Annotated in this window: 17 protein-coding genes; 14 read left to right on the plus strand and 3 right to left on the minus strand. The window is 66.2% G+C overall.

Going from position 1 to position 20,127, the window contains the following annotated elements:
- Positions 1–71 precede the first annotated feature (71 nt).
- Positions 72–1,370, plus strand: a complete 1,299-nt coding sequence (locus AAHK21_RS19050) for a hypothetical protein (RefSeq protein WP_367858042.1) — start codon at positions 72–74, stop codon at positions 1,368–1,370.
- The gene (locus tag AAHK21_RS19055) at positions 1,360–1,530 is read left to right on the plus strand and encodes a hypothetical protein (protein WP_203650986.1); all 171 of its coding nucleotides are present in this window, start codon (positions 1,360–1,362) and stop codon (positions 1,528–1,530) included. Before AAHK21_RS19050 ends, AAHK21_RS19055 begins: the two co-directional genes overlap by 11 nt.
- A 75-nt stretch (positions 1,531–1,605) precedes the next feature.
- On the opposite strand, the gene AAHK21_RS19060 is transcribed toward AAHK21_RS19055, so the two are convergent.
- Positions 1,606–3,651 carry a PhoX family phosphatase gene (locus AAHK21_RS19060; protein ID WP_367858043.1) on the minus strand — a complete coding sequence of 682 codons (2,046 nt, stop codon included), beginning with the start codon at positions 3,649–3,651 and terminating at the stop codon, positions 1,606–1,608.
- 207 nt (positions 3,652–3,858) lie between these two features.
- On the opposite strand from AAHK21_RS19060, the gene AAHK21_RS19065 reads away from it, so the two are divergent.
- The 12 genes from AAHK21_RS19065 to AAHK21_RS19120 are packed head-to-tail and all read left to right on the plus strand — an operon-like array spanning position 3,859 to position 14,476.
- Positions 3,859–5,505 (plus strand): lipoprotein UxpA, encoded by a 1,647-nt coding sequence (locus tag AAHK21_RS19065; RefSeq protein WP_367858044.1) that lies wholly within the window; start codon positions 3,859–3,861, stop codon positions 5,503–5,505.
- Positions 5,502–5,921 carry a pilus assembly protein PilZ gene (locus tag AAHK21_RS19070; RefSeq protein ID WP_367858045.1) on the plus strand — a complete coding sequence of 140 codons (420 nt, stop codon included), beginning with the start codon at positions 5,502–5,504 and terminating at the stop codon, positions 5,919–5,921. The genes AAHK21_RS19065 and AAHK21_RS19070 overlap by 4 nt, the downstream gene beginning before the upstream one ends.
- A gap of 3 nt (positions 5,922–5,924) precedes the next feature.
- Positions 5,925–7,874: a type II secretion system secretin GspD gene (gene gspD, locus AAHK21_RS19075; protein WP_367858046.1), complete on the plus strand. Its 1,950-nt coding sequence runs from the start codon at positions 5,925–5,927 to the stop codon at positions 7,872–7,874.
- Complete coding sequence (locus tag AAHK21_RS19080) at positions 7,874–9,322, plus strand: GspE/PulE family protein (RefSeq protein WP_367859006.1); 1,449 nt, start codon at positions 7,874–7,876, stop codon at positions 9,320–9,322. Before gspD ends, AAHK21_RS19080 begins: the two co-directional genes overlap by 1 nt.
- A 2-nt stretch (positions 9,323–9,324) precedes the next feature.
- On the plus strand, positions 9,325–10,521 hold the full coding sequence (gspF, locus tag AAHK21_RS19085) for a type II secretion system inner membrane protein GspF (protein ID WP_367858047.1): 1,197 nt from the start codon (positions 9,325–9,327) through the stop codon (positions 10,519–10,521).
- Between the two features lie 14 nt (positions 10,522–10,535).
- The gene (gene gspG / locus AAHK21_RS19090; protein ID WP_046854352.1) at positions 10,536–10,970 is read left to right on the plus strand and encodes a type II secretion system major pseudopilin GspG; all 435 of its coding nucleotides are present in this window, start codon (positions 10,536–10,538) and stop codon (positions 10,968–10,970) included.
- 13 nt (positions 10,971–10,983) lie between these two features.
- Positions 10,984–11,427, plus strand: coding sequence for a type II secretion system minor pseudopilin GspH (gspH, locus tag AAHK21_RS19095; protein ID WP_367858048.1), 444 nt, complete (start codon positions 10,984–10,986; stop codon positions 11,425–11,427).
- Positions 11,424–11,792, plus strand: a complete 369-nt coding sequence (locus AAHK21_RS19100; RefSeq protein ID WP_094011662.1) for a type II secretion system protein — start codon at positions 11,424–11,426, stop codon at positions 11,790–11,792. Before gspH ends, AAHK21_RS19100 begins: the two co-directional genes overlap by 4 nt.
- On the plus strand, positions 11,789–12,379 hold the full coding sequence (locus tag AAHK21_RS19105; RefSeq protein ID WP_263160191.1) for a prepilin-type N-terminal cleavage/methylation domain-containing protein: 591 nt from the start codon (positions 11,789–11,791) through the stop codon (positions 12,377–12,379). Before AAHK21_RS19100 ends, AAHK21_RS19105 begins: the two co-directional genes overlap by 4 nt.
- Positions 12,376–13,437, plus strand: a complete 1,062-nt coding sequence (locus AAHK21_RS19110) for a GspL/Epsl periplasmic domain-containing protein (RefSeq protein ID WP_367858049.1) — start codon at positions 12,376–12,378, stop codon at positions 13,435–13,437. Before AAHK21_RS19105 ends, AAHK21_RS19110 begins: the two co-directional genes overlap by 4 nt.
- Entirely contained in the window at positions 13,434–13,820 is a 387-nt protein-coding gene (gene gspM / locus AAHK21_RS19115; RefSeq protein ID WP_367858050.1) for a type II secretion system protein GspM, read from the plus strand. Before AAHK21_RS19110 ends, gspM begins: the two co-directional genes overlap by 4 nt.
- A complete protein-coding gene (locus tag AAHK21_RS19120) occupies positions 13,817–14,476 on the plus strand; it encodes a hypothetical protein (RefSeq protein WP_367858051.1) in 660 nt (219 codons plus the stop codon). Before gspM ends, AAHK21_RS19120 begins: the two co-directional genes overlap by 4 nt.
- A 12-nt stretch (positions 14,477–14,488) precedes the next feature.
- On the opposite strand, the gene AAHK21_RS19125 is transcribed toward AAHK21_RS19120, so the two are convergent.
- Positions 14,489–16,108, minus strand: a complete 1,620-nt coding sequence (locus AAHK21_RS19125; RefSeq protein WP_367858052.1) for a ShlB/FhaC/HecB family hemolysin secretion/activation protein — start codon at positions 16,106–16,108, stop codon at positions 14,489–14,491.
- Between the two features lie 187 nt (positions 16,109–16,295).
- The gene (locus AAHK21_RS19130) at positions 16,296–20,012 is read right to left on the minus strand and encodes a hemagglutinin repeat-containing protein (RefSeq protein WP_367858053.1); all 3,717 of its coding nucleotides are present in this window, start codon (positions 20,010–20,012) and stop codon (positions 16,296–16,298) included.
- Positions 20,013–20,127 lie beyond the last annotated feature (115 nt).

Below are 20,127 nucleotides of genomic sequence, written 5' to 3' on the forward strand. Positions count from 1 at the left end.
GTTCAGCATGGCCGGTGACGCGGGCGGCTAAGCTACCCGCCGACCATTGGTTTACCGGATATTCACCTCTCATGCCGAACACCACCCGCCCCGGTTGGGGCGAGAAAACCCTCCAGGCCCTGAGTGACGGTGTGGCCATTGACGGGCGATTCCGGACAGGGCTCTCGAAGTGCTTTGCGTCTGCCGCCGGGTCGATCCTGCTGGCAGTGTTCTCTGTCGGCAGCGCGGGATTCGTATCGATCTGCAGCACACCGATACTCGAACAGTGCAAGTACCTGATCGATGACACATCGCTCCCTGTGCCGGAAACCTACGCGCACTCCATCATTGCGCTCTGCCTGACAGTGGTTGCGCTTCTGCTGGTGTGGTTGCGCGAGCTGGGTCTGACGGATATCGCGCGTCGCAAGGAAGCCGACCTGGAGCGTCAACGCCGGGAGATGGAAGGGCGTCTGACCAATCTGCCGCCCCGGCAGTTCATCAATGACTATGTGGATGCGCTGAGAACCATCGGCGAGTTGCGTCAGTTGACCAAGTACGAGGCTCGCACGCTCAGCCCGGAAACGATCGTGCAGCGCATTCGAACCATCATGTCGATCATCCTGAGCCTGACCAGGCTGTGGGATGGCGTCTCGGCATCCAACCGCTTCGTCACTTACCATGCGAACATCATGCGGGTCCTGTATCGGGACGAAATTGCCCTGACCCCGGTACGCGACCTGGCCTTGGGTGATGAGGCGCAAACTTTTGCCAGCCAGGACTCATACGCATTGCAGAACTGGTTGCTTCAGTATGAGTTCTTTCTGCACAACCAATCCTATGACGTGGTGATCGAGCGCTGTTCGGGCATCCTGTTCATCCAGGACACCGGTCTGTCCGTCAACTCATCATGCCCCGGGCGTCCCGATGCGTCGGCCGAGCAGATCTGCCTGCCATTCACTCGAACGGCGTGCTATGACCCATCGTTCCATCATCCAAACCTCCCGGGGCCGGCGCGAGCGGCGGCGACCGGCCAACCTGGCTATGTACCGAACATCAATGAAACCATGGCACTGTGGTTCGCCAATCAGAAAATCATCAACAGCGAAATCAATCCCAGATACGAGCAACAGGTAAAGGATTACTACCGCAAGCTTGATCATGCGAAATCGCTGATCAGCCTGCCCCTTTATCATCAGGGCGCATTGATGGGAGTCTTGAACGTCAGCAAAAATGCCGAGAACATGCTGATGAATGCAGACCGTGCAGACCTGTTCGTGCAGTTGATGAACCCTGTCTGCTACCATTTGGGCAAGATGCTAGTCTCGCCTGAGGCAGGCTACGCTGGCGCGCAAGGCGTGCCCTGCGACAAGGAGCATGAATATGAGAATTGAGCTGCGTACACCGCTGGTTCGCAAACCGACGCCCGCCAACACTGCCAAGAAGCGTGAGATGACAGGCGAGGAGTTGTGCAAGGCTATGGCCGAGCGGGCCGAGAAGATCCTCAAGGGGGAGCCCGTCGAACCGGTGGGCTGGAACCTCGAGGTCTACTGAGCCTCAGTCGAATCGAAAGAAGCCGCCCATGGGCGGCTTTTTCGTTTGTCACAGTGGGAACGCGGGTCGACTCGATCAGGCCGTGCCGATCTCCCCGCCATCGTTACGCTGGATCACCACCGTCGAAGCCCGTGGCCGCACCGGGGTGCCGGCCGGCGTGACGTCGGTGGCCTTGTCGGTGCTTGGCCAGTTGTCCGGGTGCTGGATGTTGACGAACATGGTCTTGTTGTCCGGGGTGAAGGCAATCCCCGTCACCTCGCAGCCATTCGGCCCGACGAAGAAGCGGCGCAGGTCCACCTGGTTGGTGGCGTTGACCGGGACCTGCTTGCCGTTGGCGTCCACCAGGTCGGTGGGGATCACTGCCAGCACCTGGTCGTTGGTGTAGCTGGTCAGGGTGGCTTCGCCGTTGTCGGTCTCGAACCACAGTACGCCGCGGCTATCGAAGCTCATGCCGTCGGGGCTGGCGAACTGGTTCAGTTCGGTCAGGCCCGAGCGGTTGATGTCCGGCGCACCGGCGGCGTTGGCGCCGAACACGAAGATGTCCCAGGTGAAGGTCTTGTGGTCGTCGCTGTCGTGCCAGCGGATGATGTGGCCGTGGCGGTTCGGCCCGCGTGGGTTGGCCGCGTCGACCTTGGCCGCGGTGCGCGCGCTGTTGTTGGTCAGGGTCAGGTAGACATCGCCGTTGAGCGGGTTGACGGCGGTCCACTCGGGGCGGTCCATGGGCGTGGCGCCCACGGCGTCGGCAGCGCCACGGGTGTTGAGGATGATGCCCGGCAGGTCGCCGAATTGCGCGCCCAGGGTGCTGCCGGCCGTGGTCGGGGTGGCCACGTCGAGCAGCAGCCACGCGCCGGTGCCGTTGGCATCGAAGCGGGCGACATACAACTTGCCCTTGTCCATGTACTTGGCGCCGGTGGCCAAACGGTCGGCTGGGTTGGCGTCGGCCGGGTCCCACAGCGCGTCGGAGACGAACTTGTACAGGTATTCGTTGTTGGAGTCGTCGCCGGTGTACCAGACCAGCGGCTTGCCGGCCACCGGCAGGCCTGGGCAGCAGCCCTCATGGCGGAAGCGGCCCAGGGCGGTGCGCTTCACCGCCAGGGTGTTGTTGGTGTACGGGTCGATCTCGACGATGTAGCCATAGGTGCTGGCTTCGTTGCGGAAGTCGTCGGTGGCGCTGGCACCGCTGGGGGTGATGTTGAAGCGGGCGAATTCGCCGGCCACTTCGCTGGCATCACCAGCCGCGGTTTCCCACTTGTACTGGCCACTGCTCGAAGAGACGCCGATACGCACCTGGTCGGCCGGGCGCACACCCTTGTTGACGAAGATGCCGGGCCAGTTCTCCTCGCAGGTCAGGTAGGTGCCCCACGGGGTGTAGCCGTTGCCGCAGTTGTTGTTGGTGCCGCGGCACTGGGTGCCGGTGGGCGAGAACTTGGTCTTGACGTGGTCGGTGCCGCGCATCGGGCCGGCAATATCCATCAGCGAGACGGTGGTGAAGCGGCGGTTGAGCGGGTCGTTGTCGACCACCTGCCAGCGCCCGGCGACTTTGCTGATGCGCACCACGCCGGCGCCGTGGGCGTTGATCTCCTTGCGCACCTCCTCGACCGGGCGTTTGCCGGCGACGGTGGTCGGGCCGGCCGGGTGCAGGGCGGCGGTGTCGATGTATTCGAAGTTGATCGCCAGCAGGCCATCGCTGGAACTGCCGTTGATGGGGAAGAAGTGCATGCCGTCATGGTGCATGCCCATGGCGTTGGCCTGGTCGGTGGAGGTGTTGCTGCCGTCGGCCTTCCATGGGTTGGCGGTGGCGTTCAACGGCGTGCCCCAGGGCGCCAGCACGTAGGCGCTGTAGCCGGCGGCGACCACGCAGGCGTCGGTGCGCGAGCCGGCGATGGAGTTGAAGCCCAGCTTGAGTTTGGGTTTCTCCGGCTGCGGTGCTGGATCGTCGTGATCCGAGCCGCCGCCGCTGTCGAAGCAACCGGTCAGGCCGGCACCGGCGATCATGGCGATGGCCGCGCCGAGGCTGCCGCGCACCACCGAGCGACGGCTCAGGTAAGTGTCCATGACACTGGCCATCGGCAGGTTGCCGCTCTGGTTGCGGTCCAGGTTATCGCCGGTATCTCGACTCATCAGGGTGTCCTTTTTTTGGCTGAGTTGAAGGAAACCGCGACTGTAGAGGGCAAGTATGATGATTGATTGTCAGATTTGTTAAAGAGCCTTTAAAACTCACCGCTATTACTAAAGCGTTAACCTGCGCTGTTTTGGAATTAACGTCGGTTTTCTGCCATCAAACTGTCACGCAAGCGCCGCAATATCCGGAGCCCTATGTGAACAGGGATGGCGGAGTCGATGGCGAGCAGGCGCGAAGTGATCAGCTGGATGGGTGTCGGTGCCCTGGCTCCGTTGCTCGGCGCCTGTTCGGCCCTGCCCATGTCCGGTGGCGCTGGCGACCGCGCGCTGGACCTGCTGTATGTCGCCGATACCCTCGACGCCCGCCAACCGTGCCAGGCCGTGGTGCCGGCCACACGCCTCGGCCCGGTCAGCCACCTTGGGCGAGCTCCGTGGATGAGCGGGCCGAATGCAAGTGCCGGGCAGCTTGAGCTGGCGCCGTTGCTCGATGCTGGCCTTGCCGGCCAGGCCCAGACTGGGGGCTATGCAGTATTGGCCGCGCTGCTCGAACAGCTGCGGCGCGAGGCTGGCAGCGAACAATGCCTGACCCTGGAGAACGGCCAATGCTGGAACGGCAGCGGCCTGGCCTACCTCACCCAGGGCGAAAGCGGTGTGCAGGGCAGCCAACTGCTGGGCAGCGAGGTGCGGGTCAGCAGCGATGAGCGTGTGCTGTGGCCGCAGCGCAGTGCCGGGCTCTATCGCCAGTCTTCCTCTATTACCCTCGGTGCCGGCCTGGCCGATGCCCAGGCCAAGGCCCTGGGCGTCAAGGGGCTGCAGGTGTTCCAGCGTGGTGGTGTGCGCATTGCCGTGGTCGGCGTCACCGACCCTTATGCGCAGGATCAGAAAGCCTCCCTCAAACAGTGGTACCAAGCCTTGCAACCGAGCTTCCAGCAAGCCCGGCGCGAGGCCGACCTGGTGGTGGCGCTGGCGGATGTCGGCACTGGCCCCGGCTTGTGGTTGGCCGAGCGCATACCCGAGGTGGATGTGCTGCTGTGCGCCCGTGGCCAGGACCTGTGGCCCGCGCCGGTGCAGGCCACCCAGGCCAGCGGCCGCCGGGTACCGGTGCTGTTCGCTGGCTGCCGGGCCAGTGGCGCGTTTCGTCTGCGCTGCCGCCAGGCAGGCGGCCAATGGCAGTTCGAGACGCGGTTCTTCCCGGCCTTCGAGCACAGCCTTGCCCCCCAGGCCCTGGCCCGCGCCAACCAGTTGCGCGGCGAGTTGCAACGTCAGCGCAGCGGCCATGCCGCTTGGCTCGACCAGCCGCTGGCGCGTGCCCCAGAAGCATTGTGGCGCCGCGATACCCGTGGCGGCAGCTGGGACCGCCTGCTGCACCAGGCCCTGGCCGACGATTCGAGCATGCCGGTGCTGCTGCCCGGTCTGCGTTACGACTACCCTCTGCAAGCCGCTGAAGCGATCACCCGCGAGCATCTGATCAGCCTGACTGGCGGCTATCCCGCCCCGGTGGTCGAGGCCCCGGCGCGCCAGGTCGAGCAGGTGCTGGAAAACGCCGCCGAGCAGCTGTTCGGCGACCCGTTGCTGCTGGACAACAGCCAGGACCTGCCGCGCTGGCAAAGCCAGGACTGGCAGGTCAGCTACAGCCCCAACGGCAAGCGCATCATCGGCCTGCAACCCGTCGAGGGCCTGTGCCGCACCTTTGGCCTGCACTTCGATGCCCAGGCCGGCGCGCCCTTGTGGCAGACCCTCGAAGCCTGGCTGACCCGCCAGGCGCCGGGCTGGGCCCTGGCCCCCTTGCAACTGCCGGCCGTGCGCTATGTGCAGGGCCACCCCGGCTGGCACCCGCACCAGGTGGCCGCGTGATCTCGCGTGTTTTCAGCTTCGCGTTGCTGACCCTCGCCGGCTGGCTGGCGGCGCAGTGCGTGCTGCTGCTCAGCCGCCAGCCGCAACCGGCCGGTGCGCCGGTGCCGGCGCTGGCGCCGTTGCCGGGCTTGCTGGTCGAGCATTGGCAAGCGCCGGTGGACGACGGGCGCATCCCGCTCACCCGCCTGCCCCTGGCCTACCTGGGCGGGCTCAAGGCTCAGCCGTTGTCGGCCAGCGTGGTGGTACTGCGCCATGGCCAGCAGGTGCGCACCCTCGGCCGTGGCCAGCGCCTGGCACCGGGCATCGTGCTGCAGGACATCGACGCCGATGGCCTGATCTTCGACAACAACGGGCGGCGCGAGCGCCTGCCCTGGCCACCACGCCCCGCCGTGACCGGCTTCAAGCGCCAAGGATGAATGATGATCGCAAGGTACTGTCTGGCCGGGCTGTTGATGCTCGGCATGTCCCTGGCCCGGGCCGAAGAGCCGGAAGTCTTCGCCGACGACGGCACGCCACTGTACGAGGTGAACTTCGTCGACACCGAGCTCGGTGAGTTCATCGACAGCGTGTCGCGCATCACCGGCACCACCTTCATCGTCGACCCACGGGTGCAGGGCAAGGTCACCGTGCGCACGGTTGATCGCCACGACGCCGACGCCATCTACGACATCTTCCTTGCCCAGCTGCGCGCCCAGGGCTTCGCCGCCGTGGACCTGCCCAACGGCAGCGTGAAGATCGTGCCCGACCAGGCCGCGCGCCTGGAGCCGGTGCCGGTGGAAACCGCGGGCAAGAAGGCCGAAGGCAGCGACGGCGTGGCCACCCGCGTGTTCAATGTGCGCAACGCCGCCAGTGAGCAGATGCTCGGCATCCTCAAGCCGCTGATCGACCCACGGGTCGGGGTGATCACCCCGTATCCGGCGGCCAACCTGCTGGTGGTCACCGACTGGCGCAGTAACCTGGAGCGCATCGACAGCCTGCTGCGCCAGCTCGACCAGGTCAGCGACGAGCCGTTGCAGGTGATGCCGCTCAAGCATGCCAGCGCCGCCGACACCGCCGGCCTGGTGACTCGCCTGCTGGCCCGCGAGCAGGGTGCCGACAGCGCCCAGGTGGTCGCCGATCCGCGCAGCAATGCGTTGCTGGTGCGCGGCAGCGCCGACAGCCGGGAGCGGGTGCGGGCGCTGCTGGTGCAGCTCGACCGGCCCAGCGACAGCCTGCGCAGCAGCAACACCCAGGTCATCTATCTGCGCCACGCCAATGCCGCCGAGGTGGTCAAGGTGCTGCGCGGCCTGAGCCAGGCTGGCACGGTGCCGGCGGCGGAAGGCGAGGGCAAGGATGCGCCCGTGCCGGCGGCCAGCGACTCGGGCATCCGCCTGGAGTACGAGGAGGGCACCAACGCCGTGGTGATGGTTGGCCCCGACAGCGAGCTGGCCGCCTACCGCAGCATCGTCGAGCAGCTGGACATTCGCCGGGCGCAGGTGGTGGTCGAGGCGATCATCGCCGAGGTTTCCGACAGCAGCGCCCAGGAACTGGGCGTGCAGTGGCTGTTCGCCGACGAGAAGTTCGGCGCCGGCATCGTCAACTTCGGCGGCAACGGGGTGAACATCGCCAGCATCGCCGGGGCCGCCAGCAGCGGCGACAACGAGAAACTCGGCAAGCTGCTGTCGGCCACCACCGGCGCCACCGCCGGCATCGGCCATATCGGTGGTGGCTTCAACTTCGCCATGCTGGTCAACGCACTCAAGGGCAAGAGCGGTTTCAACCTGCTATCCACACCGACCCTGTTGACCCTGGACAACGCCGAGGCGTCGATCCTGGTGGGCCAGGAGGTGCCGTTCGTCACCGGCTCCGTTACCCAGAACAACGCCAACCCCTACCAGACCATCGAGCGCAAGGAAGTCGGGGTGAAGCTGCGCATCAAGCCGCAGATCAGCATCGACGACAGCGTGCGCCTGGACATCGTCCAGGAGGTGTCGTCGATCGCCGACTCCAGCGCCGCCAGTGACGTGATCACCAACAAGCGCGAGATCAAGACCAAGGTCATGGTCGAGGACAACGGCCTGGTGATCCTCGGCGGGCTGATCAGCGACGAGCTGGCCACCAGCAACCAGCGCGTGCCGCTGCTCGGCGATATTCCCTACCTGGGCCGGCTGTTCCGCTCCGACGCCAGCAAGAACACCAAGCAGAACCTGATGGTGTTCATCCGCCCGCGCATCCTGCGTGACGGCGAGAGCCTGGCCGGGATCAGCCAGCAGAAGTACCAGAGCCTGCAGCAGAACACTCCGCTCAAGCTGCCTGCCCTGGCTGAAGGCCTGCCGCTGCTGCAGGTGTTTCCCTCCAGCCGGGCACGCCTTGAAGGCGGTGACTGGTGATGCTGCCCTATCGCCTGGCGCGGCAGAGCGGTGTGGCCATGGCGCCGGCTGAAAATGGCTGGCAGCTGTGGCTGCGCGGCGACGCCGACAGTGACCAGTTGCAGGAACTGCTGCGCGTGCATGGCCAGCCGGTGGGCGTCGAGCAGCTCGACAGCGCGAGCTTCGACGAGCGTCTCGGCCAGCTCTACCAGGCCGGCGAGGCGGCGAACCAGGCCTTGATCGAAGGCATCGGCGAGCAGGTCGACTTGGACAGCCTGATGAGCGAGATGCCGCGCATCGAGGACCTGCTGGAAAGCGATGACGAAGCCCCGGTGATCCGCCTGATCAACGGCCTGTTCGGCCAGGCGCTGCGTCTGCGCGCTTCTGACATCCATATCGAGACTTTCGAGCAGAGCCTGGTGGTGCGCCTGCGCATCGACGGTCACCTGCGCGAGGTGCTGCGTCCGCCACGGGCGTTGTCGGCGATGCTGGTGTCGCGGATCAAGGTCATGGCGCGGCTCGATATCGCCGAGAAGCGCCAGCCCCAGGATGGCCGTATCACCCTGCGCGCCGCCGGGCGCGAGGTGGACGTGCGGGTCTCGACCTTGCCCGGCATCCATGGCGAGCGGGTGGTGATGCGCGTGCTCGACAAGCAGGCCAGCCTGCTGGCGCTGGACAACCTGGGCATGCCTGCCGCAGTGCTGCGTGGCTTGCGCGGTTGCCTGGCGCGGCCCAATGGCATTGTGCTGTCCACCGGCCCCACCGGTTCGGGCAAGACCACCACGCTGTACGCCAGCCTCAACAGCCTGAATGACGGCAGCCGCAATATCCTCACCGTCGAGGACCCGGTCGAATACGCCATCGCCGGCATCGGCCAGACCGCCATCAACCCGCGTGCCGGGCTGACCTTCGCCAGTGGCTTGCGCGCCATCCTGCGCCAGGACCCGGACGTGATCATGCTGGGCGAGATCCGCGACCAGGAGACCGCGCAGATCGCCGTGCAGGCCAGCCTCACCGGGCATCTGGTGCTGTCGACCCTGCACACCAACAGTGCCGTCGGTGCGGTGACCCGCCTGCGCGACATGGGTATCGAGCCGTTCCTGATTGCCTCGTGCCTGCGCGGGGTGCTGGCCCAGCGCCTGGTGCGCCGTCTGTGCACCTGCGCGGTGGCGCAGCCGCTGCAAAGCGCCGAGCGTGAGCTGTGGCCGGAGCTGGGCAGCCTGCGTGAAAGCTTTCACCCGGTTGGCTGCGAGCACTGCCAGGGCAGCGGCTATGTCGGCCGGCTGGGGCTGTACGAATTCATCGAGCTGGACGCCGGGCTGGTTGCCTTGCTCTACGACGGCGAGAGCGAACTGGCCATGCAGGCCTACCTGGACGGACGCCGGCAAAGCCTGGTAGCCATGGCCAGCGATTGCCTGGCCCGTGGCGAGACCAGCCTGGCCGAAGTGTTGCGCGTGGTGCAGGGCTGAGCATGCCGACTTATCGCTACCAGGCCGTGGATCTTGCCGGCAAGGCGCACAAGGCCAGCGTGCAGGCCGACAGCGAGCGCCATGCGCGGCAATTGCTGCGCGAGCAGGGGCTGTTCACCCGGCACTTGCAACGCCACGACAGCGCCCAGCCACGTCGTCAGCGCCTGACCCGCGCCCAACTGTGCGAGCTGACCCGCCAATTGGCGACCTTGGTTGGCGCTGGCATCCCCCTGGTCGATGCCCTTGCCACACTGGAGCGGCAACTGCGCCAACCGGCCTTGCACGCGGTGCTGGTGGCCTTGCGCGGTTCCCTCGCCGAGGGCCTGGGGCTGGCGCGTAGCCTGGCGCGACAGGGCGCGCCGTTCACCGGTTTGTATTGCGCGCTGGTCGAGGCCGGCGAGCGCTCCGGGCGCCTTGGCCAGGTACTGAGCCGTCTGGCCGACCACCTCGAACAGGTCCAGCGCCAGCGCCACAAGGCACGCACCGCGCTGATCTACCCAGCGGTGCTGATGGGCGTGTCGCTGGCCGTGGTGGTCGGCCTGATGACCTTCGTGGTGCCCAAGCTCACCGAGCAGTTCGCTCACTCCGGGCAGAGCCTGCCTTTGATCACGTCGCTACTGATCGGCTTGAGCCAGGGGCTGGTGCAGGCCGGCCCCTATCTGCTGGCACTGGCGATCCTGCTCACACTGTTGGGCGGCTGGCTGCTGCGCAAGCCGCACTGGTGCCTGCGCCGCGACGACCTGCTGCTGCGCCTGCCGCGCATCGGCGCGCTGCTGCAAGTGCTCGAGAGCGCGCGCCTGGCGCGCAGCCTGGCGATCCTCTGCGGCAGCGGCGTGGCCCTGCTCGAAGCCTTGCAGGTGGCCACCGAGACGGTTGGCAACCGGCGCACCCGCGCAGCCATGGAGCAGGTGCGCCAGCAGGTGCAGGGCGGCACCAGCCTGCATCGGGCGCTGGACAACGCCGGGGAATTTCCGCCGCTGCTGGTGAACATGGTCGGCAGCGGCGAGGCCAGCGGCACCCTGGCCGACATGCTCGAACGGGTGGCCGACGACCAGGAGCGCGGCTTCGCCCGCCAGGTGGACACCGCCATGGCGCTGTTCGAACCGCTGATGATCCTGGTGATGGGCGCCGTGGTGCTGTTCATCGTGCTGGCGGTGCTGCTGCCGATCATGCAGCTCAACCAGGGATTGCAACTGTGACAAGGAGAACTTCGATGCAACGACGACGCAACCGCCAGCGGGGCTTCACGCTCATGGAAATCATGGTGGTGATCTTCATCATCGGGCTGCTGATCGCCGTGGTCGCGCCCAGCGTGCTGGGCAACCAGGACAAGGCCATGAAGCAGAAAGTCATGGCCGACCTCGCGACCCTGGAACAGGCGCTGGACATGTACCGCCTGGACAACCTGCGCTTCCCCAGCACCGAACAGGGCCTGGCGGCGCTGGCGAAAAAGCCGACCCAGGAACCGCTGCCGCGCAGCTGGCGCAGTGACGGCTATATCCGCCGCCTGCCGGAAGACCCGTGGGGCACACCGTACCAGTACCGCATGCCCGGCGAGCATGGCCGGGTTGATGTGTATTCGCTGGGCGCCGATGGCGTGCCGGGCGGCGAAGGGCTCGATGCCGACCTGGGCAACTGGGCGCTTTAAGTTGATCAAGCCTATGGCCCACTCCCTCCAGCGCGGTTTCAGCATGCTCGAACTGCTGGTGGTGCTGGCCATTGCCGCCTTGATGACCAGCCTGGCCGTGGCCTGGCTCGACAGCGGCAGAAGCAGCATCGACCAGGCGCTCGATCGCCTGGCCGCCGCTACCGTGGCCCAGGCCGACCTGGCGCGCCATGCCGGGCAGTTGCGCGGGCTGCGCTGGAACGGTCAACGCCCCGAGTTCGTCCGTCGGCAAGGCGAGCACTGGCAGGTGGAAACCGTGGCACTGGGTGATTGGCCCAAGGGCTTGCGGCCGGACTGGCCCGTCAGCCAGGCGCCAGCGCTGCTGTTCACCCCCGATGGCTGGTCACGTCCGGGCACTGTGCGCTGGCGCTGGGCCGAGGGCGGTCAGCGCTGGGACTGGGACCGCGGCGGGCAGTTGCGCGTGAGCGCGATGCCATGAAGCGCCGGCAACGCGGCTTCACCCTGTTGGAGGTGAGCGTGGCCCTGGGCATCGCCGCCGTCCTCGCGGTGATCACCAGCCAGGTCCTGCGCCAGCGCCTGGCGGTGCAGGAAACCGTGCAGCAGCATCGCCTTGGCCTGCTGTGCGCCCGTGAGCTGCAGGCACGCTTCGTGGTCGAGCAGTATTGGCCGGCGACCAACCAGGACAACGGTGTGCTGGTGCAGGGCGGGCAGGCCTGTCATTGGCAGTTGCAGTTGCGCCGCACCGGTGTGCGCGACTTGCGCCGTGGCGAACTGCTGTTGCATGCCGATCGCGACCAGCGCCTGCCGCTGGGGCAGTTCACTGTGTTCCTGGAGCGGCCATGAAACGGCGCCAGGCGGGCATGACCCTGATCGAACTGCTGGTGGCCCTGGCCCTCACGGCCTTGCTCGGGGTAATGCTGTCGGCGTTGGTCAACGGCTGGCTGAAGGTGCGCGAGCGGCTCGATGAACAGGTGAGCGAAACCGGTGTAGTGGATTTTTGCCTGGCCTTGGAGCGGCGCTTCGACAGCCCGGTGCTGCGCCGCCTGTACGAGCAGCGTTTGCCGTTGGCGACGCGCTGGCTCGACTGGCAGCCCGACCGCCAGCAACTGCTGTGGGTGGCCGCCGCCGCCTGGCCGCAGGCCGAAGGGGGATCGCGCCTGCAGCGCCAGCGCTTGCGCTTCGAGCCGCGTGAACAACGGCTGCTGCTGGAAACCTCGGCCGACCTGTATGCCGCCGCGGCACCGGTTTGGGTGCTACGTGAACGGCTGGAGCGGGTCAGCGCGATGAATGTTCTCTACCACCAGGCCGGCCGTTGGCTGGCCTGGCCTTCCGATCAACCGGCGCACCCCGGTAGGGGCGTGCGCGTGGAGCTAGTGCGTGATGGAGCACCTTATACCTGTACCTTCGTTCTGCCCTGGGGGCGCGCATGAAGCTTGAATGGCGCCGGCGGGCGCCGGCACAACCCTGGCTGCTGCTGCGCCCCGGTGAGGTCTGGGATTGGCTGTTGGTCAGCCAAGGCCGTCCATTGCGCCAGGGGCAGGGCGAACCTCCGGCGGGGCTCGGGGCGCGGGTTGCCCTGATCGTCCCCGGTGAACATTGCAGTCATTTCCAACTGCCCGCGCCGCCAGGGCTGAAACGCGAAGAATGGCCCTTGCTGCTCGAGGACCGCTTGCTGCAAGGCGACGATGACGTGCTGTGCGGCTGCATCGGCCGTCACGCAGGGCACTTGCGCTTGTTGGTGGTGGCCCGGGGCAGGCTCAACGAATGGCGGGGGCAGTGCGCCGGCTGGGGGCTGACCGTGGAACGTTGCTGGGCCGAGTTCCAGTTGCTGCCCGATTGTGCAGCAGAAGCGGCTTGGCATTGGCGCCGAGGAGCGATGAGCCTGTACAAAGGCCAGGCCCACTGGCTGGCCTGGCCGCAGGGCCTTGGCCCGCCTCCCGCGCTCGCCTGGCTGCCTGGCGAGGTCGAGTGCATCGACGGCGACTGGCCCGAAGTGCTGGCCCCGCTCGATGGCTTGCCCGGCTTGTTCGAGGCCCGCCGGCCACGCCAAGGCCTGCGGCTGGCAAAAGGGCAGGCGCGCCTGGCAATTGCCTGCCTGGCGTTGATGTTGGCGTGGGGCGGGCTGTGGAGTGCGCAACAGTGGCGCCAGGCCCAGCTCTATCGCGCCCAGGTGCAGGCTGTGACCGGCGTCCAGCCGACGCCTCGCCAGGCGGCGCGGGTGTTGACGCAACTGCAGGACGAGGCGCGTGAAAGCCAGGTGCGCCTGCGCCAGCTCGAGGCGTTGCAGGCACAGGTCCATGGGTGGTTGAACGATCATCCCGGCTGGCACCTGCGGGGGGTGCGCTTCGATGGCCAGCGTTGGCATCTTGAGCTGGTGGGAGAGGGTGCAGTTGTACCCTGGCAGGAGATGGCCACGGCGGCTGGCGTGCAGGTCCAGGTGGAAGACGAAGCGCGTCGCGTGGTGTTCGACCTGGGGAGCGCCGCATGAGCCGTGAGTGGATGCGACAGCATCGGCTATCGCTGGCCTGGGGTGTCGTCGCGCTGTTGCTGGTGTTGCTGGCGCTACGTGAGGGCGTGGCCTTCTGGCAGGAACAGCGGCAATGGCAGGCATTGGCCGAGTCGCTGGCGGCACAGCCAGGCCAGCCTGCGCTGACTCTTGAAGCGTTGCACCAATCGGCCCAGGCCCGGCATATCGAATTGGCCGAGGTGCAGTCCGAGGACGAGGGCTGGCTGTTGCGCGGCAAGGTGGTCGATGTGCAAGCCCTGCAGGGCTGGTTGCAGGCCCTGCGCGATGACGGCGCGCAGCCGTTGCAATGGGGGCTGGAGCGAGATACCGAGGGGCTGCGTTTCACTCTGCGGCTTCGGCCATGAGGCGGCGGGCGTACCTTTGGCTGGGCCTGGTGTTCTGCCTGACCCTGGTGGCCGAACTGCCGGCGCGTTGGCTGGTGGCGGGGTTCGGGTTACCGGCGGAGGGGGTGAACGGCAGCCTGTGGCAAGGGCAGTTTGCCCGGCTGGGACCAGTGGGACCCGTGCAATGGACATGGCGTCCGTGGCAGCGCGAGTTACAGGTGCACCTGGGCTTCCAGGGGCAGGGCTGGCAGGGCCGCCTGAGTGGTTGGCCGTGGCATTGGCAGGCCGACCTCCAGGCTCTGGGCGCACAGCCAAGCGTCGGCGGCGACTATCGCTTGGCCGGGCAATGGCAGGGCAGTATCAAGCTGCAAGGCTCGGGGCAACATTGTCGGGCCGCCGCAGGCAGCATCACCGTCGCCGACCTGGCTTTGAATACGCCCTGGTCGCTGGTGCTGGGACAGGGCTCGCTGGCGATGGACTGCCGTCAGGGCTGGCGGTTGAGTGCTGGCCTGGTTCGCCAAGGTCAGCACCAGATGAGCCTGGAGGCCGACCTCGCGGCCCGGCAAGCGCAGGTCGATTTCGTGTTGCAGGCCGATGCCGGTTTGACGCCGGTGCTGCGCGGCGTGCAATGGCTGGGGCCCGAAGACACGGTCGGGCAGCGCCGGCTCAGGTGGTAGCTCGCTTGTCGGTCAGAGGGCGAGGGACCATTGCGCGACCCAGAAGCCTTGCTCCAGTGATTTACGCGGGCGATCGCTGGCATGCAGTGCGCGTTGGTAGTCCAGGCGCACCGTACTGTGCGGCAGGTTCAACTCAACACCTGCCGAGGCGCCAACCAGGCGCTGCGACGGGCTGGTGCGCGCATAACGGGCCCAGCCAAGGTCAACGCCGAAGGATGGGCGTACCTGCACCGGCAGGGGCAGTGGCTGGCTGAAGGTGTTGCGCCATGCCCCGGCGCTGGCGCCCGCGACATTGTGCTGGCGGAATCCGCGCACCGCCGAATGATCGCTCAGTTGCATCTGTTCGACGGCGGGCAGCACATGGGCGCTGTATTGCAGGGCCAGTTCGCTCTGCCAGCGCCAGGGCCATTGAGCCGGGCCCTGGCGCAGGTGCAGCAGGTTGGCGCGGTATTTGGTGAAGTCCGGGCGGGGCGCCTGCTTGTGCGCAAACGGGCGGTCGGCGCCGAACCAGCGTACCCCTTGGCTTACGCCCAGGTAAGCGTTCCACAATCCACCTTCGAGCCACAGCAGGTTCAGGCCGGCTTCGAGGGTGGCCAGGGTCGGGCTCTGCAGCGCCAGCACGGCCGGGCCGAAGCGGTTGAGCAATTGCTTGCGGTCCAGCCGGGCGTTGGCGCTGAGCATGCCTTGCTGGTTGCGCCACAGCACGCGCTCGGCGCTGACACCGTAGAATTCGCTGCGGCCACTGCTGGCGTAGCGGGTGTTCGGGATCGGCGCTCGGTAGCGCATCTGGCTGGCATTGAGGCTGAAGGTCCAGCGGCCATGGGGAATGCTGTGGTAAAGGCTGGCGCCTTCACTCTGGCCGGGCGCGTCGAACACCACCGAACTCAGCGACAGGCGCAGGTCGTCATTCAGGCCCAGTGGGCTGTCCAGGCCAAGGCCCAGGTTGAGGCGGTGGCGACCGGTCAGTTCACCGCCGCGGTTGTCGAGCAGGGCGTCCAGATGGGCGCGTGGAGCGACGCGCCGGGGTTCGAGCACAACGCGGGTGCCGCCTTGCATCTCGCCCGGCAGCAAGGCCATTTGCAGGTCATAGGCGCGCAGCCGGTTGAGTTGGTCCAGGCCTTGCTCGAGGTCCGGCAGGTGCAGGGGAAGGCCGAGCATGCCCGGAAATGCGCCTTGCAGCGACAGGGGCAGGTCGGCGCCAGCCAGTTCGATCGATTCGATGAAGCCTTCGACGATGACGATGTCCAGCGGGGCGCCGTGCTCGGGGGGACGGGCCACATAGGGGCGGCTGGTGGGATATCCGGCTTGCACGTAGTGCCGGGTCAGTTGCTTGAGTAACCGGTCAATTTGGGCGACACCCATGCAAGAGGACGACAGCGCACGCACGATCGGCTGCAGTTGCCGGGTATCGAGCATGCGGTTGCCGGCCAGGCGTACCCCGCTGATCGCCCAGCAGTGCTGGTCGGGGTTGAGCGTTGCAGTGTCGCGGTCTTCAGTGGCGTTGGCAGGTTGATTGCGCTGCCAGCGTTCGAGCCGCCGCTGCTGCTCCAGTTGCCGCACGGCCTGCTGCTGATCCCGCAACTGCTGGCTGGCCGGGTCGACCGTGGCGATGGCGTTGGCCGATAGCGTCATGATGAGGCAAGCCAGCAGGACAGTGGCGACGCGGCGTATGCCTGCACTTGATGGGCGGAAAATATGGGAAGAGAAGATCGGTGCGTTCATGGGGTTTGGTCCGATGCCCCTGTGGGAACGGGTGTACCCGCTCCCGCAGAATCCGTGTGTGAGGCGCAGCGACCCACAGGCCGCTGCCTGGCACGTGTCAGCGCTGGCGGCTCTCCTTTATCTGCGAGACATACTCGGTAGTGCGGTCGTGACCGGTGTTGCTGTACGCCTTGTAGTCGTCAGCCTTGTCGGTGCTGCCGGTGAACAGGTTCGAGAGGTATGAATAGGCTGTGCTGACCAGGCCCGCCGTCGACAAATCGACATTGACCTTCACATCCTTCGCGTAATCTCGACCGCTAAGGTTGTCGCGGGCGACCGCGCCGTCGCCCAGTTCTACCTGACCATCGACTGCCTGCAGTGTTGCGCCGACCAGCCGGGTGTCGCCACCTACCTGCAGATCGATACCTTGCGTGCCGGACAGGAGCGTCTGCTGGCTGACGGTGTCGTTGGTGCGCTTGGCGTAGTCCATCTTGACCGACGGGGTAAATTTCGTGGTGACTTTGTTCCACAGCGCCCCGGCGATTTCCGTGATGTTGCCGCCCTCGAAAACGCTCGCCAGCGAGGCCGGGGTTTCAGTCTCGGATGCTGCCTGTTGCTTCTGGGCGAGACTGGTGTCGACCTCTAGCTTCACGCTGTCGACCTGGTCCTGACGGCTGGCCACCCGCAGGTTGCCGTCGATCTTGCCTTCGATTGCCTGCGCCTCAAGCTGTGCGCCTTCGATACGGGTGTCGCCCTGGCTGCGCAAGTCGATCACGTCGGCGCGCAGCTTGCTGCCATGCCAGGTAGTGTTGTCGCGTTTATCCAGACCGACCTTGACCTGGGCGTTGATGCCTCCAATGTCCATGGCATCGACTTTCAGGCCGCCGCCAACGGTGACGTCGAGGTTGTCGTGGCGCTCGGTGTTACTGGCCGCCTCGATCAGCAGGCCGCCGTTGCGCGCGTCCAGGCCGATCCGTTTCGCAGTGGCTTGCAGCCCCTGTACCTGCAGCGCGGTATCGTCGTGGGCGAAGCTGGTGATCTGCAGCGAGCCCTTGCTGTTGAACTGCGCGCCAATGGCTGTGCTGGCCTGCTCATTGACCCAGCCGAAGGTCCCTTCGCCACCCAACCCGCCACCGGTGGTGCTGCCCTCGACATTCAGCTTGCCGCCCCAGGTCTTGCCCAGGCTCTGGCGGGTATCGCTGGCGGCTGTCACGCTCAGTGTGCCTTGGCTGTGCAGGGTAATATCGCCGTTGCCTCCGTCGACGCGGACTCCCTCGTAGTGACCACTACGTTCGAGTTCTACCTGAACCCCCTGGCTGCCCTGCAAACTGCCTACTCGAGCTGTGGTTGTCTGCTTCAGATGGTTCAGGGTGTTGCCATGACCTTCAAGTCTTGCTTTGAGATCCGTTCCCGTGATGGTGCTGACACGCAGGCTGCCGCCACCCGTGGTGTCGCGTACTTCGCTGCTGCTCTGATCCCGGGCGGCCAGCATCTGGTGCTCCCCAGCCTCGATGCGCAGGCTCCCGGCCCTGGCCTTGTAGGCACTCCCTTCATCCTTGAGCTGATCAGCCCGAACGATGATATCGCCGCCATCGAAGGTCGTGACCTGCGCGGTGCTGTCGCTGTCCTTGTGCACACGCGACGTGCGCTGCAGCGACAGTTCGGCGCCGGCGTTCGGGGAGGCCGCCTGGTCTTTGGCTTTCTCACCACCGAAGAGCCACTTGACGCGATCGCTAAGGTACTCGTAGTCGATGCCGACGCTCAGGCCGCCGTCCCAGTTGGTGAGTGTGGTTTCACGGACCTTGGTGTCGGCTGCCGCGTGGTTGTCGATGCGCTCGGCGTCCACCTTCAGTGTGCGCCCCGCACTCAGTTGCGCAGCGGTGGTGGTGAGTTGCACGGTGTCGATGTGCAGATCACCGGTTGAACTCAGGCTGCTTCGCCGTGCCGTGTTTTCGCGTTCGAGCACGGCGGCCGGCCCATGGTAGCCATCAATGCCTAGCCCTGCCCGGTCACTGCCGCCGGTGACGCTCAGCGCGGCGCCGGTGCGGGTATCGAGGGTATGCCTGGCGTGGCTGTCGTAGGCCGCCGCCAGTTCGATTTCGCTGGCGGCAAGCTTCAGGTCTCCCGTGTTCGCCTGCACATCCGAAGCGCTGACCGCCAGCTTGCGATCGCTGCGCAGCGAGACGGAACCCGCGTTGATGCTGCTGGCGACCTGGCGTGTTGCGGTGGTCTGCTCGTCACTCTGCAGTTTTTCGTAGCCGACCTTAGCCGTGTACTGCTGCGAGTCCGGCGCGTCCTTGCCGGCGCTGGCCACGAACTCACGCTTGCCAGTGGTGCGCTGGGCATGGTCGTTTTCCACGGCGCTTTCGATCCGCAGATCGCCTTTGGCGTCGAGTTCGACCTGCTTGCGCGCCTCGAGACGGGCGCCGGAGATCTGCATGTCGGCCCCGGCGCTGGCGATGAGAGTGCCGCCCTTGAGGGTGCTGGCCTTGACCTGCTCGGTGTGTGCCTGGCTGTCGATATCGGTGCGGTCCAGGTAGCGCCTGTGGGTGGACTGCTCGGCGATATCAAGAGTGTCCACGCCAGCGTCGATCGTCATCTTTCCACCGCTGCGCAGTTGCAGGGCGTTGTCCGCCTCCAGTTGCGCGGCCGTCATGTGCAGGTCGGTGCCGGCCTTCAGGCTCAGGCTATCCTCGGCCACCAGGCGGCTACCCAAGTGCTGGCGACTGGTTTGCGTGGTGTTGCCATCATGGCTTTCAGTGGGGATGAACAGCCATTGCTTCGCCCAGTTGACCGGATCGTTCGTGACCTTTTCGCGGGTGGCGGTATCCAGGGTCAGTTTTTTGCCGGCGTGTACCTCGATCTGCCTGGCCTTGCCATGAGCATGGGTAAGCTGCAGGTCGCCGTCGGCCTTGAGGTCCAGCTTGCCGGTGTTGCTGACGAGGCTGGCCTGGCGCTTGTCATTGCCCTGTACTTTAAGGTCGCCTGCGGAGTGAATGATCAAGTCGCGGTCCGCGCGCAGTTCCTTGTCGCCAACCTGTACGCCGGCGCCTTCGGCGGTACTGACGATGCGGATGCGTCCGGCCTGCATGGCGCCAAGCAGGTTGGCATCGATGGCTGTGGCGACGGGCAGATGTTCGAGCACCTCGCGGCTGCCGGCGTCGACAAGGTTGTGGCCGATGGTCAGGTTCAACTGGCCCTTGGCCAACAGGGGCCCTGTGCTGTCGATACGCGGCGCGATGAGGTCCAGGGCGCCACCGGCATTGCTCTGGCCACGGCCCAGTACATTGAGCGTGCCGCTGGCGTCGCGGCTGTCGAGGTGCCTGATCTGCCCGTCGTGAATGTCCGCCTTGCCGACCAGGAAGCCGGCGCGGGTGGTATTGATGAAGCTGCCTCCGTTGAGGGTGATGCCGTTGGGGTTGGCGAGCAGGTAATCGGCTTTCTGGCCAAAGATTTCCTGGGCCCCTTGGATACGCGAGGCGTTCTGGCCGACCACCTCGTTGAGGATGGTCGAGGCGGCGTGGCCCTGGAACTGCGAGTTGGCGCCCAGCTGGCCGGCCAGCTGCGACTGCCCGGCCTGCAGAGCATTGTTCAGCACCAGGCCGGGCTTGCCGACGTTGTAGTCGAGGAACTGGTTGTGCGACAGGCCGCTGGCATTGGGCGCGACGATGTCGATGACGGGTACGCCATGGCCGTTGTCGATGATCGGGGTGCCGCCGGGGCCTGGTGTCGGTGTCAGGGCGCCTTGCGCCTGAACCTGGGTGCTGCCCAGCAGGGCAAGGAAGACAGCCCAGCGCAGGGTATCTGGTCTGGTCTTGGAGACAGGATTTTGCATGAAAACCTCGCAAGTGATGTACGAAATCGTGAAATCAGCTGCGGGAATTCTAAGAATGTCAGTGGTGGCATTTATGTGGCTTAACGCCACCATGCTGCGGGGAATGAGGCGATTC

It is taken from the genome of Pseudomonas sp. TE50-2 (assembly GCF_040813665.1).
GTDB lineage: Bacteria > Pseudomonadota > Gammaproteobacteria > Pseudomonadales > Pseudomonadaceae > Aquipseudomonas > Aquipseudomonas soli.